This is a genomic window from Streptomyces sp. H27-D2 (genome assembly GCF_035828615.1).
Classification (GTDB): Bacteria; Actinomycetota; Actinomycetes; order Streptomycetales; family Streptomycetaceae; genus Streptomyces.
Window position 1 is genome coordinate 1 of sequence record NZ_JAYMZR010000036.1, and the last position, 13987, is coordinate 13987.

At 72.1% G+C, this 13987-nt stretch carries 13 protein-coding genes; 5 read left to right on the plus strand and 8 right to left on the minus strand.

The window, feature by feature from the left end:
• The 5 genes from QMK28_RS15975 to QMK28_RS15995 form a co-directional block, all read right to left on the minus strand.
• Window positions 1-1678 (minus strand): ABC transporter ATP-binding protein (locus QMK28_RS15975; protein ID WP_326438367.1); only part of this gene is annotated, 1678 nt, incomplete at its 3' end.
• Window positions 1675-2982 carry an energy-coupling factor transporter transmembrane component T gene (locus QMK28_RS15980; RefSeq protein ID WP_326438464.1) on the minus strand — a complete coding sequence of 436 codons (1308 nt, stop codon included), beginning with the start codon at window positions 2980-2982 and terminating at the stop codon, window positions 1675-1677. The genes QMK28_RS15975 and QMK28_RS15980, both read right to left, overlap by 4 nt.
• A gap of 380 nt (window positions 2983-3362) precedes the next feature.
• Entirely contained in the window at window positions 3363-4055 is a 693-nt protein-coding gene (locus tag QMK28_RS15985) for an SCO2322 family protein (RefSeq protein WP_326438466.1), read from the minus strand.
• A 338-nt stretch (window positions 4056-4393) separates the two neighbouring features.
• Complete coding sequence (locus QMK28_RS15990; RefSeq protein WP_326438369.1) at window positions 4394-5674, minus strand: prenyltransferase/squalene oxidase repeat-containing protein; 1281 nt, start codon at window positions 5672-5674, stop codon at window positions 4394-4396.
• A gap of 421 nt (window positions 5675-6095) precedes the next feature.
• Complete coding sequence (locus tag QMK28_RS15995) at window positions 6096-7292, minus strand: MBL fold metallo-hydrolase (RefSeq protein WP_326438371.1); 1197 nt, start codon at window positions 7290-7292, stop codon at window positions 6096-6098.
• 191 nt (window positions 7293-7483) lie between these two features.
• Here QMK28_RS15995 and QMK28_RS16000 point away from each other — a divergent pair, with 191 nt between their 5' ends.
• Together QMK28_RS16000 and QMK28_RS16005 are read left to right on the plus strand one after the other, a co-directional pair.
• The gene (locus QMK28_RS16000; RefSeq protein ID WP_326438373.1) at window positions 7484-8941 is read left to right on the plus strand and encodes an aldehyde dehydrogenase; all 1458 of its coding nucleotides are present in this window, start codon (window positions 7484-7486) and stop codon (window positions 8939-8941) included.
• Window positions 8941-9195 carry a ferredoxin gene (locus QMK28_RS16005; protein ID WP_326438375.1) on the plus strand — a complete coding sequence of 85 codons (255 nt, stop codon included), beginning with the start codon at window positions 8941-8943 and terminating at the stop codon, window positions 9193-9195. The genes QMK28_RS16000 and QMK28_RS16005 overlap by 1 nt, the downstream gene beginning before the upstream one ends.
• A gap of 243 nt (window positions 9196-9438) precedes the next feature.
• Here the strand turns inward: QMK28_RS16005 and QMK28_RS16010 are convergent, their stop codons facing one another.
• The gene (locus tag QMK28_RS16010; protein WP_326438377.1) at window positions 9439-9660 is read right to left on the minus strand and encodes a DUF397 domain-containing protein; all 222 of its coding nucleotides are present in this window, start codon (window positions 9658-9660) and stop codon (window positions 9439-9441) included.
• Window positions 9650-10453, minus strand: a complete 804-nt coding sequence (locus tag QMK28_RS16015; RefSeq protein WP_326438379.1) for a helix-turn-helix domain-containing protein — start codon at window positions 10451-10453, stop codon at window positions 9650-9652. Before QMK28_RS16015 ends, QMK28_RS16010 begins: the two co-directional genes overlap by 11 nt.
• Window positions 10454-10842: 389 nt before the next feature.
• On the opposite strand from QMK28_RS16015, the gene QMK28_RS16020 reads away from it, so the two are divergent.
• Window positions 10843-10974 (plus strand): hypothetical protein, encoded by a 132-nt coding sequence (locus QMK28_RS16020; protein WP_326438381.1) that lies wholly within the window; start codon window positions 10843-10845, stop codon window positions 10972-10974.
• Window positions 10971-12140 carry a methyltransferase domain-containing protein gene (locus QMK28_RS16025; protein WP_326438382.1) on the plus strand — a complete coding sequence of 390 codons (1170 nt, stop codon included), beginning with the start codon at window positions 10971-10973 and terminating at the stop codon, window positions 12138-12140. The genes QMK28_RS16020 and QMK28_RS16025 overlap by 4 nt, the downstream gene beginning before the upstream one ends.
• A gap of 119 nt (window positions 12141-12259) precedes the next feature.
• On the opposite strand, the gene tnpA is transcribed toward QMK28_RS16025, so the two are convergent.
• Window positions 12260-12688 carry an IS200/IS605 family transposase gene (gene tnpA / locus QMK28_RS16030; protein WP_326438384.1) on the minus strand — a complete coding sequence of 143 codons (429 nt, stop codon included), beginning with the start codon at window positions 12686-12688 and terminating at the stop codon, window positions 12260-12262.
• A 50-nt stretch (window positions 12689-12738) separates the two neighbouring features.
• Here tnpA and QMK28_RS16035 point away from each other — a divergent pair, with 50 nt between their 5' ends.
• On the plus strand, window positions 12739-13953 hold the full coding sequence (locus tag QMK28_RS16035; RefSeq protein WP_326438467.1) for an RNA-guided endonuclease InsQ/TnpB family protein: 1215 nt from the start codon (window positions 12739-12741) through the stop codon (window positions 13951-13953).
• The last annotated feature ends 34 nt before the right edge of the window (window positions 13954-13987 follow it).

Genomic DNA, 13987 nt, shown 5'->3' on the forward strand with positions numbered 1-13987 from the left:
CCACGACGTCCGGGGTCGGTCCGTCGGCGACGACCTCGCCGTCCGCCAGGATGACGACGCGGTGCGCGAGTTCGGCGGCCAGTTCCACATCGTGCGTGGCCAGCACGATCGCGTGGCCGTCCGCCGCGAGGTCGCGCAGGATCTCGACGAGCCGGGCCTTCGCTGCGTAGTCCAGGCCGCGCGTCGGCTCGTCGAGGAGGACCAGCGGCGGGCGGGCCGTCAGGATCACGGAGAGCGCGAGCGCGAGGCGCTGACCCTCGGACAGGTCGCGCGGGTGGGTGTCGTCCGGGACGTCCGGGAGCAGGCGGCTGACCAGCGCGCGGCAGCTCCCGGCGGGGGCGTCCGCGTCCCGGTCGGCCGCCGCGCACTCGGCCGCGACGGTGTCCGCGTACAGCAGGTCGCGGGGCTCCTGCGGTACGAGGCCGACGTGGCGGAGCAGTTCGCGGGGGTCCGTACGGTGCGGTTCGACGCCGGCAGGGCTGGTTCGGCTGCCGCCGCTCCGGGGCCCGCCGCTTCGGCCGGTGCCGACCAGGCCGGTGCCGACCCGGCTCGCGCCGCCTCGGCCTCCGCCGGCCTTGCCGACCCCGTCCCCGGTCCCCGTACCGGCCCCGGCCCCGCCCCCGGCGTCCGTACGGCCGCCGACCCGCGCCGACCCGGAAGTGGGCGCGTGCAGGCCGACGAGGGTGTTGAGGAGCGTCGACTTGCCCGCCCCGTTGCGGCCCATCAGCGCGACCGTCTCACCGGGGCGTACGGCCAGGTCCACCCGGTGCAGCGCGTCGATGCGGCCGCGCCGGACGGACAGCGCCGTCGTCTGCCCGATGGGAGCGGCGGCGGCCGGAGGCGCGGGGGAGGGGGGAGTGAGCGCGGCCAGGCGCTCGCGCAGCGGGCCGGCCTTGCGGCGGGCGTCGCGTACGGAGAGCGGGAGGGGCCGCCAGCCCGCGAGGCGGCCGAGGGCGACCACGGGCGGGTGGACGGGGGAGACCGCCATGATCTCGGCCGGCGCGCCGACGACGGGGGTCGCGCCGGGGGCGGGCAGCAGGATGACCGTGTCCGCGTACTGCACGACCCGCTCCAGCCGGTGTTCGGCCAGCAGGACCGTGGTGCCCAGGTCGTGCACGAGGCGCTGGAGCACCGAGAGCACCTCCTCGGCGGCGGCCGGGTCGAGGGCGGAGGTCGGCTCGTCCAGGACCAGCACCTTGGGGTGGGTGGTCAGCACGGAGCCGATCGCGACGCGCTGCTGCTGGCCGCCGGAGAGGGTGGCGATGGGCCGCTCGCGCAGCTCCGCGAGGCCGAGCAGGTCGAGGGTCTCCTCGACGCGGCGGCGCATGGTGGCGGGGGCGAGGCCCAGCGACTCCATCCCGTAGGCGAGTTCGTCCTCGACGGTGTCGGTGACGAAGTGGGCGAGCGGGTCCTGGCCGACCGTGCCGACGACGTCCGCGAGCTCGCGCGGCTTGTGCGTACGGGTGTCGCGGCCGGCCACGGTCACCCGGCCGCGCAGGGTGCCGCCGGTGAAGTGCGGGACCAGCCCGGAGACGGAGTTGAGCAGAGTCGATTTACCGACTCCGGACGGGCCGACGAGCAGACACAGCTCCCCCTCGGGGACGGTCAGGTCCACGCCCTGGACCGCGGGGGCGGCGGCGTCGCCGTAGGTGACCGACACCTGCTCGAAGCGGATCACTGCGGGGGCTCCTTCGGGTTCTGCGGTTGGTCGGGGCCGCCGGGCCGCGGGGGGACGGCCCGGGTCGGGTCCCTGCTGAGGGGATCGAGGGGGGCGTCCACCGGGCCGCCGGTGGTGGGGCGGTCCGTACCGCCGGGGCCGAGAGCGGGGTCGCGCATCGCCCCGCCGGGTTCGCCGCCCGATCCGTCGGCGGCCCCGCCCGCCCCCCGCCTCGCCGCCGGGGCCCGCTGCGGCAGCGGTGCGACGACCGCCGGGAGCAGGCCGAGCAGTACCGAGAGCGCGGGCCACAGCGGCAGGGCCGGCGCGGTGAGCGGGACCGTGGGCGGGTGCAGCGCCTCGGGGGCGTACGAACCCGCGTAGATCATCAGCGCGCCGACCGCGATCCCCGAGGCGGACACCAGCCAGGCCCGTACGCCCCACCGGTCGGGCCGGTAGCGGCTGCGTACCGAGCGGCGGCCGCCCAGCCACAGCCCGCCGAGCGCGGCGGCGAGCCCGAGGAGCAGCACCGGCAGGCCGAAGCCCGCGCCCTGCGCGGCGAGCAGCCCGTACGTTCCGGTGCAGACGCCGAGCAGGCCGCCCAGCGTCAGGACGGTGGTGGTGCGGCGGACGGCGGGCGGTACGTGGGCGGAGCGGCCGTAGCCGCGCGCGTCCATGGCGGCGGCCAGCGCGACCGAGCGCTCCAGCGCGCCCTCCAGGACCGGGAGTCCGACCTGGAGCAGCGCCTTGAAGCCCTTGTCCGTACGGCCGCGCAGCCGCCGCGCGGCCCGTAGCCGCTGCACGTCGGCGACCAGGTTCGGCGCGAAGGTCATGGCGACGACGATCGCCACGCCCGCCTCGTACAGCGCGCCCGGCAGTGACTTGAGCAGCCGGGCAGGGTTGGCGAGGGCGTTCGCCGCGCCGACGCAGACGAGCAGGGTGGCCAGCTTCAGCCCGTCGTAGAAGGCGAAGAGCAGGCCCTCGGCCGTCACCCGGCCGCCGATCCGGACGCCCTTGGCCCAGTCCGGGAGCGGCACTTCGGGCAGCGTGACCAGGACGTGCGAGCCGGGGATCGGTGAGCCCAGCAGGACCGCGAAGACCAGTCGGATCACGATCACCAGCAGGCCGAGCTTGAGGAACGCGCCGTACGAGCGGGCCCAGGGCGCGTCCGTGCGGCGCGCGGCGACGACGTAGCCCGCCGTCACGACCAGCAGGGCGAGCAGCAGCGGGTTGGTGGTGCGCGAGGCGGCGGTGGCCAGACCCAGCGCCCACAGCCACCACGCGCCCGCGTGCAGCGCGGTGTTGCGGGTGGCGAGCGCCGGGCGCAGCGCCGACGCGAGGCGGGGGCGGCCGGGCGGGGGGCCGGAGCGGAGGGGGGTGCGGCCGGAGTGCTTCGAGGCGAGGCCGGAGTGGCCCGGAGGGGGGACGGGGCGGTCCGAGGCGGGATCGGAGCGGTCTGACGTCAGGCCGGGGCAGTCCGGTGGGGGGTAGGGATGGCCCGGGGCGGGATCGGGGCGGTCTGACGTGACGTCGGGGCGGTCTGACGTCAGGCCGGGGTGGTCCGAGGTGGGATCGGGGCGGTCTGACGTGATGTCGGAGCGGTCTGACGTGACGTCGGGGTGGGCCGACGGCACGCCGGGGCGGTCCGGGGCGACGGCTCGCTCCGACGGCTGGGCGTCGCCGTGGTTCTCGGGGTGCGGTTCGTGACTCATGCGCGGCGGCGGCGTGCCTGCCACACGGCGGCGGCGGCCAGCAGGCAGACGGCCGCGATGCCGCCGATCAGGCCGGCCGACGGGCCGGAGTCGCCGGAGTCGGAGCCGTCGGACGCGGCGGCGGAACCGGAGGCGGAAGCGCCGGGCCCGGCGGACGGGGGCGTGGACTCGCCGCCACCGGACCCGGAGCCGGACCCGGCGACCTGCTCGCCGCAGCCCGTCTCCGGGTATCCGGTGATGGAGCACAGCAGCGCGGCGGAGTCGTAGCGCAGCGGCTTCGCGGTGGCGGCCAGCGCGTCGCCGACGCTCGCGTCCTCGGGCACGCGAGCGCACTCCGTACGGGGCGCGGGCGGTCGCTCGCCGTCGGGCGCGTCCGCGGCGGTGCCGAAGTCGATGACGAGCGCGACGCGCTTGCGACCGTCCCGGGCGGCGGTGTCGGCGCAGATCGCGTCGAAGTCGGCGGCGCCGCGCGGCTCGGTCGCGTCGCGGGAGTCCTCGCTGACCGCGAACCGGAAGCCCTGGACGTCGCCGTCGGAGGGGCGGGCGGTGGACGGGCCCTGGGTCGCGTACGACCACGAGTCGCCGTCCCGGTCCCAGAACGACCAGTAGCGGTAGCCGTCGTCGGCCTGCGCGGGCGTCGCCACGAGCACCGGCGCGGCGATGGCCAGCGCGAGCACGACGACCGTCATCCGGCCGCCGAGCCGCCCACGGGTCCGCCCGCAGCCCCGCCGGCCGACGAGACGGCGGCGGCGCTGCGGGGTGGAGGCGGCGGGGGCGGTGACGGTGGTCGCCGGGGCCGGGCCGGGCTCGCGGGCGGGGAGCCGGACCTCGGCGAGGGCCTCGCCCGGCCCCCGGACGCGTCCGGGGTGCGAGGCGCGGGGCGCGTCGGCGCGTACGGTCGCCCGCGCCGCCGTTCCCCGCACGGCGTCCCGGACGGCGTCTCGCACGGCCTGACGCACGACCTGTGCCGCGCGGACCGCCCCGCCCCGGCGGAACGCCGGCGGGTCCGCCTCGCAGCGGAAGCGCATCAGGAGAGCTTCTTCTTGCGGCCGCTCAGCAGGAAACCGATGCCGATGCCCGCGACCAGGAAGGCGCCGACGTACCACCAGACGTCCGAGCCGACCCCGTCGTCGTCCTTCTCGTCGTTCTTGCCCGGGGCCTCGGTGGCGGCCGGCTTGGGGCCGGTCGCGTTGAGCTGCTTGACGAGGTCGGCGCCGCCGAAGTCGCGCGGGTCGCCGCCGGCGGCGTGCGTGGTGAGTACGAGCTGCGCGTACGCGGCCGGTCCTGACTGCTTCGCCCAGACCGCGGAGTTCTTCTTCAGCCAGGCGAGCGGCTTCGCGAGGGCGTCGCGGTGCTCGCCGGCCGCGAGGGCGAGGATCGCGTCCGCGGTGTTGCCGACGTCCGGCTGGTCCTTCGCGCCGGGCATCGCGGACTTCAGGTGCTGGCCGTTCGCGCCGAGCACCCCGGAGAGATAGGCGGCGGCGGCGTCGGCGGCGGCCTCGGCCGCATCCTCCGAGTCACCTGCGGGCTTCTTGCCGCCGGGCGCGCAGTCGAGCGGCGTGACGGCTTTGTCGTCGTCCTTCTCCAGCGGCTCCACGACGAAGCCCTGGCCCAGGCCGCCGAGCGCCGCCGAGCCCGTCGCGTCGTCGTTGGCGGCGAGCTTGCCGGCCTTGTCGGGCTGGAAGGCGAACGCGCCGCGCTCGCCCTTCTTCGCGTCGCAGCCGAGCCGGAAGGCCAGCAGCGCGTCGTAGCCGTTCTTGGCGCCCTTCTTCGAGGTGACCTTCTCCGGGTCGCCGCCGGTCGCGTCGAGGGTGCCGAGCACCAGCGAGGTGGAGTTGGCGTCGCTGGGGCCGCCGGGCATCGAGGGCCAGCCGCCGTCGTCGTTCTGCACCGACTTGAGCCAGGTCACGGCCTTGCGCACGGCGTCGCTGTGCCCGCCGAGCGCGGCCAGCGACTGCGCTGCGGCGGCGGTCTGGTTGGTGTCCTTCTTGATCTTCGCGTCGCACGGCTTGCCCGCGCCCGCGCGGAAGGAGGGGAAAGCGCCGTCGTCGCACTGCTGGCCGGCCAGCCAGTCCACGGACTTCTTCGCCGGGGTGACCCCCACCGTGTCCTGGGCGAGCAGTGCCAGGGACTGCCGCCACACACCGTCGTACTGCGGGTCGAGCGTCCCGTACAGCCCGGCGGGCAGCTTCGCCGGGGCCTTCGGCGACGGCGAGGCGTCGGCGAAGGCGGTGGGGGCGAGGACCGTGCCCAGGACGGCGGCGGCGGCGAGCGCCGTGCAGGTGCGGCGCGCGGGGACGGCGAACATGGGGGCCAAGGGGGCCATCGGGGTCGGTGCCTCTCGGTGGATGTCACGGCGTGGAAATCGCGGCAGGCGGTACGCGGCCGGGCACGGCCGCCCACCCGCGCGATCACGCGGTGGCACCGGGCTCGGGTCCGTATACCTCGACGGTCCGGTGACCGGCGGGCGCCGCGACGCGACGGTCCGTCCGGACTCCGGGAGCCAGCTCGCCTCCGCACGGGTGCTCCGGCTCGTACGGCCGTGGCCCCGCCCGGCACGGGGCGGGGCGAGGGCACGGGCCGTACTCACGGTTGCGGGTCAGCGCCGGATTCGCACCGGCTTTCCCCGTTCGGAGGCGGGATGAAGTTTGTCGCCTACACCTTAACCGGCGGCGGATCAGGACTCGGACGGCCTGGCAGCAGATGGCCCGGTACCGGATGGCCTGGGGTCAGACGGCCTGGTAGGTGACCGGGTCGCTGTCCTGCGTCGGCTCGGCGAGGCCGAGCTTGACGAGCCGCCGCACATGGGCCTCCGCCTCGGACAGCGCGATGTTCCGGGAGCCGTACGGGATCTGCGCCCAGGGGCGGTTCCACTCCATGGACTCGGCGAGCCGCCACAGGGTCAGGGGCCTGACGGCGAGCAGTTCGCGCAGGTCGGCCAGCCGGGCGGCGTGGTGCTCCAGCAACTCGCGGACCCGGCCCGCGGCGTCGGTGAAGGCGTACTGGTGGGCGGGCAGGACTTCGGCGGGGCCGAGCCGGCCGATGCGTTCGAGCGAGTCGAGGTAGTCGCCGAGCGGGTCGGTGACGGTGAGGTCGTCCGGGTCCTCGTAGAGGCCGATGTGCGGCGTGATGCCGGGGAGCAGATGGTCGCCGGAGAAGAGGCGGCCGTGGCCGGCGGGGGTGTGGCCGATGGCCCCGTGCGCGCCCCCGGCGTGTCCATGGGTGTGCGCGCCCCCGGCGTGGTGCGCGCCCCCGGTGTGGTGCGCGGCCCCGATGACGGCCGCGCCGCTCGCGCGCGGCCCTCCGGCCCCCGGCTCGTGGCTCAGCCCCGGGTGCCGCTCCTCCAGATGCAGGCAGACATGGCCGGGCGTGTGCCCCGGCGTCCAGATCGCGCGCAGCCGGCGGCCCGCGAGGTCGAGCAGCTCACCGGGCACGATCTCCCGGTCCGGCAGCGCGGCGCGCAGATGCGGGAGGGTGCGCATCCGGCCCTCGTCGCGGGCCGTGCGCAGCGGCGCGAGATGGTCCTCGGGCGCGCCGGCCAGGGTGAGCTTGCCGATCAGATAGTCGAGCCACACGCCGGGCCGGGACTCCCGGCTGCGCAGGACCACGTTCGTATCGGCCGCGTGCATCGCGAGCCAGGCCCCGGACGCCTCCCTGACCCGGCCGGAGAGACCGTGGTGATCGGGGTGGTGGTGGGTGATGAGGACGCCGTGGATCTCGCCGACGGCGACCCCGCAGGCGGCGAGTCCGGCGACCAGGGTGTCCCAGGAGGCGGGGTCGTCCCAGCCGGTGTCGATGAGGACCGGGCCTCGGTCGGTGTCCAGGAGGTGCACGAGGGTGTGGCCGAGGGGGTTGTCCGGGATGGGGACCGGGATGCTCCACACCCCGCCGCCGTGGTCGGTCACCTGATGTTTCAGCGGGGTCATCGGGTCCTCGTCTCTCGTCGGCGCGCGCATCGCCCACTATAACTAGAACTGGTTGCAGTCCGGGATCAAGTGGCCTTACGGGTAAGGCCGGTCGGCCGTCCCGTGGACTACTGCAACTAGAACTGGTATCAGTTCTGATGCAGTGTCAGAAGAAGTGTCACCGGGTGGCCGACACGTAGGAGGCAGCAGCGATGAGCGACCTCATAGAACACGGAAAGCTCTTCATCGGCGGCGAGTTGGTCGATCCGGCGGGCGCCGAGACCATCGACGTCGTCTCGCCGCACACCGAACAGGTCATCGGCCGGGTGCCGCACGCCTCGCGCGCGGACGTGGACCGGGCGGTGGCCGTCGCGCGCGAGGCGTTCGACGAGGGGCCCTGGCCGCGGATGCCGCTCGACGAGCGGATCGCCGTCGTCACCCGGATCAAGGACGCGATCCTGGCCCGGCACGAGGAGATCGCCAAGCTCATCAGCTCGCAGAACGGCTCCCCGTACTCCTGGAGCGTGCTGGCGCAGGCGCTCGGCGCGATGATGGTATGGGACTCGGCGATCACCGTCGCGCGGGACTTCGTCTTCGAGGAGCGGCGGGCGGGAGCGCTCGGGCCGTTGCTCGTGCGGCGGGAGCCGGTGGGCGTGGTGGCGGCCGTCGTGCCGTGGAACGTGCCGCAGTTCGTCGCCGCCGCGAAGCTCGGGCCCGCGCTGCTCAGCGGCTGTTCGGTGGTGCTCAAGCCGTCGCCGGAGACGCCGCTCGACTCGTACCTCCTCGCGGAGATCGCGACCGGGGCAGGGCTGCCCCAAGGCGTGCTGAGCATCCTGCCGGCCGACCGCGAGGTCAGCGAGTACCTCGTCGGGCACCCCGGCGTCGACAAGGTGTCCTTCACCGGCTCGGTCGCCGCCGGCCGGCGGGTGATGGAGGTCGCCTCCCGCAATCTGACCCGTGTCACCCTGGAGCTGGGCGGCAAGTCCGCGGCCGTCATCCTCCCCGACGCCGACCTGGAGGCCGCCGTCGCCGGGATCGTGCCCAACGCCTGGATGAACAACGGCCAGGCGTGCGTGGCGCAGACCCGCATCCTCGCGCCCCGCAGCCACTACGACGAGATCGCCGACCGTCTCGCGGCGGCGGCCTCCGCGCTGGTGGTCGGCGACCCGCTGGACCCGGCCACCGAGGTCGGCCCGCTGGTCGCCGAGCGGCAACGGCAGCGCTCGCTCGACTACATCGCGATCGGCCGGCAGGAGGGCGCGAAGGTGCTGACGGGCGGCGGGCGTCCGGCGGGCAGGGACCAGGGCTGGTACGTCGAGCCGACACTGTTCGGCGAGGTCGCCAACTCGATGCGGATCGCCCGCGAGGAGATCTTCGGGCCGGTCATCTGCCTGCTGCCGTACGAGGACGAGGCGGAGGCGGTCCGGATCGCCAACGACTCCGACTACGGGCTGTCCGGGACGGTATGGACCGCCGACGTGGAGCACGGCATCGGCATCGCGCGCCAGGTGCGCACCGGCACGTACTCGGTGAACACCTTCAGCCTCGACATGCTCGGGCCGTTCGGCGGCTACAAGAACTCCGGCCTGGGGCGGGAGTTCGGGCCCGAGGGCTTCAGCGAGTACCTGGAGCACAAGATGATCCACCTGCCCGCGGACTGGGAGGGCTGATGGCCGACAGCGGCGCGCGCGGCGACCGCTGGCTCGTCGAGGTGGACCGCGCGGTCTGCATCGGCTCGGGCCTGTGCGTGAGCAGCGCCCCGGAGGACTTCACGCTCGACGCGGTCGGCCGTAAGTCCCACCCGGTCGCGGACGAGACGGACGCGACGGAAGCGGTGCTGGCCGCCGCGGAGGGCTGCCCGGTCGAGGCGATCAGCATCCGGCTGCGGAAGAACGGGGAGGTGGTCTTCCCGCCGGAGGAGTAGCGGGCGGCGGGCGGAGAGCCGAAGCGGCGGTCGGCGGCCTACCGGTTGGGCAGTGGGTGGGCGCCCATTCCCACCCGTCGGCGTCGCCGGTCACGCGGCTGACCGGCCGGAGATCGTCCGGGCGTCCGGACGGGTCCGTCGAGCGCAGCGGGCGCGCCGGTCAGCCCGGGAACCGGACCGCGTGCGCTGCGGACGAAACCCCGCCACTCCAGAGGGCGACGGGGTCATACGGGGCAGGGGCGCTCAGGTGGCGAATCGCCCGAACTTGACGTCCTGGACGAACGCCGACCATGCGTCAGCGGGGAATATGAGGGCGGGGCCATGAGGGTCCTTGGAGTCGCGTACGGGAACGTCGGCGTAGCCGTCCGCGACCTCAACGCAGCTGTCTTGATCGCCCCCGCTGTAGGTGGACTTCCGCCAACCGGTCAGCGTGGATGCCTGGGGGGTGATGTGCTCAGTTGTCATCGTGTCCGTAGTCCTTTGCTGTCGCCCTCAAGAGGGCAAGTGACTCTTTCAACGGCAACGCGTCGCTCAGCGCAAGATCGTATGTGCCCTGGAAGCGTTCCACCAGCGCCGGGGAGTCGTGGAGCTTGCCCGTGAGCAGCCCCTCGACGTAGGCGATCGGGGGTTGATCCTCGAACCACATCAGCGTGACCATGCTCTGTAGCAGCGGGTGCACCCCCACACCGAACGGGATCACGTGAACGCGGATACGGCCGCTGTCCACCAAGTCCGCAAGATGGGTGAGCTGTTCCGCCATGACCGCTGGGCTGCCCATCGGACGCCGTAGTACTGCCTCGTCCAGCAGTGCCCACACCATGGGCGTCACTGGGTCGGCGAGGATGCGCGCCCGTTCAAGGCGTGTGACGACGCCCTTGTCACACTCTTCTTGGCTCCAGCGTGGGTACGCCGCTCCGCCTAGTACCGCACGGGCATACGCCTCTGTCTGGAGGATTCCTGGAACGAACGAAATTGCGAACTCTCGCAATACCGTTGCCTGCTGCTCAAGCTGGCGGGCTGTCTCGAAGCGATGGGCAACAGGGCTGCCATCCCCACTGGGCAAGAAGCTGGACAGCACGTTTCCCGTGTTCAGGGCCTTGTCCAGCCGCCTGGCGTCCTCTTTCGAGGGCCATCGCCGCCCGGCCTCGATGTGAGCGATGTGCGTACGAGTCATGATCGCCGCTTCAGCCAGCACCTGCTGCGTCAGCTTGGCTTTCTCGCGCTGTTCCTTCAGCCATTCTCCATAAGCCATGGCCATAACGTAACTCTCCTTTGTGACCTATGAGTTGTCACCCGCTACCCTCTGTTGAGGTTACCCACCTTGCCGGAATGTTGTGCCCAGATTGAGAGATGGCGACGATGCGAAGGGTGCACGACCATGGCGGACCATTCAGCACCAGCACCAGCCGCGACACCGGTCACGACAGGCGACCGCTGCGAGTTGGACGTGCTGATAGCGGCAGGTGGCTTCTGGCGTCTCGCTCCCGATTGGCTGCCCCAGACGTACGCGGAGCCAACCCCCTTCATTCTGCGCGATGTCGCGGCAGGACTCAGGCGGTTGAATTGATGATGAGCAATCGAAACTCGGCCGGGGTGTCACGGCACGGACACGGACTCTGTGCCGGCACAACAAAGGAGAGGTACACGATGAACGCGATCTTGCGGACCAACGGCGGTGGCGACGGAGGGAACGGCGACAAGCTGCCGGGTGGGCCGTGGCCCGTCCCGGACGAGAAGTCGAGTCCTGACGGTGGCCCGCGTGTGGTCGCCCGCCGATGACCACGGCTGAGCAGGAAGGGGGCCGGTCCGCGCTGGGCCGGTCCCTGCTCGAATCCAAGGCGCTTTCCTCGGATTGGTCCCCCGCGTTCACGGCAGTGCCCCGTTCGGCGTTCCTGCCTGAACTCATGTGGCCATTCGACATGGACACGGGTAGCAGTGTCGCGGTGAACAAGGCGGCCGATCCGGCTGCTTGGCAGGAGTACGCGGACGCGAACACGCCCATCGTCACGCAATGGGACGACGGGAAGCACAGCGGCACGGAGCCGGGCGAGGATTCCAGCAGTTCGGCGTCCATGCCCAGCGTCGTGTTCCGAATGCTCCGGGATTTGGACGTACGGGCCGGAAACACCGCAATGGAGATCGGTACGGGTACGGGCTGGAACGCCGCATTGCTGGCTCACCGCTTGGGCGCTGAAAATGTCGTCACAGTGGAAGTGGATGAAGCCGTTGCGGCGTCAGCTCGGGCGGCCCTTGAACGGTTCGGGCTGCCCGTCCGCGTCGTACATGGGGACGGATTCCTTGGCTACCCGGCGGGAGCGCCGTACGACCGGATCATTGCGACCTGCGGTCTCCGGTCGATCCCGTTCGCGTGGGTTCAGCAGAGCCGACCAGGTGGGGTCATCGTGGCCCCGTGGGGGACGCACTACAGCCACCAGGACGCGGTTGCCCGGCTGGTTGTCTCACGGGACGGAGAGAGCGCGTCGGGTGTTTTCACGGGGCCTGCGGAGTTCATGAAGCTGCGGGCCCAGCGTCGCCCGCCCGTGGTGCATGCCGAGTACGTCACGGGCAGTGTGGCCGAGGGGGACGAGTCGGCCACGACGATCTCGGAAGCTCAGTTCGTCGGGGAGAAGTTCAGCCCCCAACGCTTCGCCCTGGGGCTCCGCGTCCGCGACTGCCGGCACGCCGTTGCCGACAAGCGCGACGGCGCCCGGCCCGTCTGGTTCTACGGACTGACCGACCGCTCATGGGCGTGCGTGATGTTCCGCGACGGGGACACGGCACGCGTCTGGCAGTCGGGGCCGCGCCGACTGTGGGACGAAGCGGAGGCCGCCTACCGGTGGTGGGAAGGCAAGGGCAAGCCGGGGCACGAGCGGTTCGGGCTCACCGTTACGGCGGAAGGGCAAACTGTCTGGCTGGACGATCCAGCCGAGTCCTGGCCGGTGTGAGACTGCCTCGTCCATCCCTGATCTTCGCAGGGAATCCCGGCCTTTAGGCCGGGAGGGAATGCGATCCTTGGCCCGGAGCCGCGCAGCGGCGGAGCTCCCTTCGTCTCTATCGGTGACGGTCAGGCAGGGCGCTTCTGGTTTTCGATGTAGTCCTTGACGATGCCCAGCGGGGCGCCACCGCAGGAACCCGCGAAGTACGAGGGTGACCAGAACACCGAGCCCATGCCGATGCGGTTGATGCGCCCGGTGTACTCGGCTCGCAGGTAGCGGGAGCTGACGCCTTTGAGGCTGTTGACCAGCTTGGAGACGGACACCTTCGGCGGGTAGTGCACGAGGAGGTGGACGTGATCGCCTTCGCCGTTGAACTCGCGCAGCTCAGCGCCGAAGCTCAGGCACACGTCGCACATGATCTCCTCGCAGCGGGTGAGCATGGCGTCATCGAAGATGCCGCGCCGGTACTTGGTGACGAACACCAAGTGTGCGTGCAGGTTGTAGATGACGTGGTTTCCGCGTCGGATATCGGGGTCTGGTTCCCAGCGTGGTGACATACACCAAATGTAGTATGGTCAACGGAACCAGATGGAAGGGGGTGGGTCGGGTGATGCGTGCGTACAAGTTCCTCATGCGGCCCACCGTGGGGCAGGCGATCGCGCTCGGCGAGATGCTGCGGGATCACTGCTCCTTGTACAACGGGGCGTTGCAGGAGCGCCGCGACGCCTACCGTCACGTGTCGAAGACGAGCGTCAAGTACGGGATGCAGTCGGCGCAGCTCAAGGAGATCCGGGCGTTCGATCCGGAGCGTCAGGGCCGCTGGTCGTTCTCCTCGCAGCAGGCCACGCTGCGTCGTCTCGACAAGGCGTTCGTCGCGTTCTTCCGCCGCATCAAGTCCGGCGACACCCCCGGCTACCCGCGCTTTCGCGGCGCCAACTGGTTCGACACGGTCGACTTTCCCAAGGACGGGGATGGCTGCCGATGGGACTCCACCCCCCACGACCCGGTCACCCGCGTCCGCTTTCAGGGTGTCGGTCACGTCAAGGTGCACCAGCACCGTGCCGTGGTCGGCAGGGTCAAGACCGTCAGCGTGAAGCGTGAGGGCCGTAAGTGGTTCGTCGTGCTGACCGCCGAGCAGGCCCAGCCCGATCCGCTGCCGCCGACGGGCTCCGTGGCCGGTATCGACATGGGTATCGCGAACTTCCTCGCCGACTCCAACGGCTCCTTCGTGCCCAACCCGCGCCACGGGCGCAGTAACACCGCCCGGCTCGAATCCGCACAGCAGGCCCTCAGCAAGTTCCCGCGCGTGCGCCGTGACAAGCGCACGGCCAACCACCGGCGCGCGGTGGAGAAGGTCGCGGGACTGCACGGGAAGGCGCGCCGCCAGCGCCTCGACCACGCACACAAGACCGCGCTGACACTGGTCCGTGAGCACGACTTCATCGCGCACGAGAACCTCACGATCCGCAACATGGTCCGCACCGCCGCCCCCAAGCCCGACCCCGAACAGCCGGGCAGCTTCCTGCCCAACGGTGCGGCGGCCAAGACCGGACTCAACCGCTCGATTTCCGATGCCGGATGGGGGGTGTTCCTGACGATCCTGCACGCCAAGGCTGAAAGCGCCGGACGGGAAGTCATCGCCGTGGACCCCCGCAACACCTCCCGACGCTGCCCCGAATGCGGGCACACCGCCAAGGAGAACCGGACCACACAGGACAAGTTCCACTGCGTCGCCTGCGGCCACAACGCGCACGCCGACACAGTCGGAGCTGTCAACGTTCTACGGGCCGGGCTGGTCCGTCGCGACGCCAACACGGCATAGCGAGAAGCCCCCTCCTTCTTCAGGAGGGGGAGGA

Bases quoted from the DNA above. Each gene is read 5' to 3' on its own strand.
- QMK28_RS16015 (WP_326438379.1), bottom strand. From the start codon at position 10,453: ATGGCCATGGCTTATGGAGAATGGCTGAAGGAACAGCGCGAGAAAGCC.
- QMK28_RS16010 (WP_326438377.1), bottom strand. From the start codon at position 9,660: ATGACAACTGAGCACATCACCCCCCAGGCATCCACGCTGACCGGTTGG.
- QMK28_RS16025 (WP_326438382.1), top strand. From the start codon at position 10,971: ATGACCACGGCTGAGCAGGAAGGGGGCCGGTCCGCGCTGGGCCGGTCC.
- QMK28_RS16000 (WP_326438373.1), top strand. From the start codon at position 7,484: ATGAGCGACCTCATAGAACACGGAAAGCTCTTCATCGGCGGCGAGTTG.
- QMK28_RS16005 (WP_326438375.1), top strand. From the start codon at position 8,941: ATGGCCGACAGCGGCGCGCGCGGCGACCGCTGGCTCGTCGAGGTGGAC.
- tnpA (WP_326438384.1), bottom strand. From the start codon at position 12,688: ATGTCACCACGCTGGGAACCAGACCCCGATATCCGACGCGGAAACCAC.
- QMK28_RS15990 (WP_326438369.1), bottom strand. From the start codon at position 5,674: ATGTTCGCCGTCCCCGCGCGCCGCACCTGCACGGCGCTCGCCGCCGCC.
- QMK28_RS15985 (WP_326438466.1), bottom strand. From the start codon at position 4,055: ATGACGGTCGTCGTGCTCGCGCTGGCCATCGCCGCGCCGGTGCTCGTG.
- QMK28_RS15995 (WP_326438371.1), bottom strand. From the start codon at position 7,292: ATGACCCCGCTGAAACATCAGGTGACCGACCACGGCGGCGGGGTGTGG.
- QMK28_RS16020 (WP_326438381.1), top strand. From the start codon at position 10,843: ATGAACGCGATCTTGCGGACCAACGGCGGTGGCGACGGAGGGAACGGC.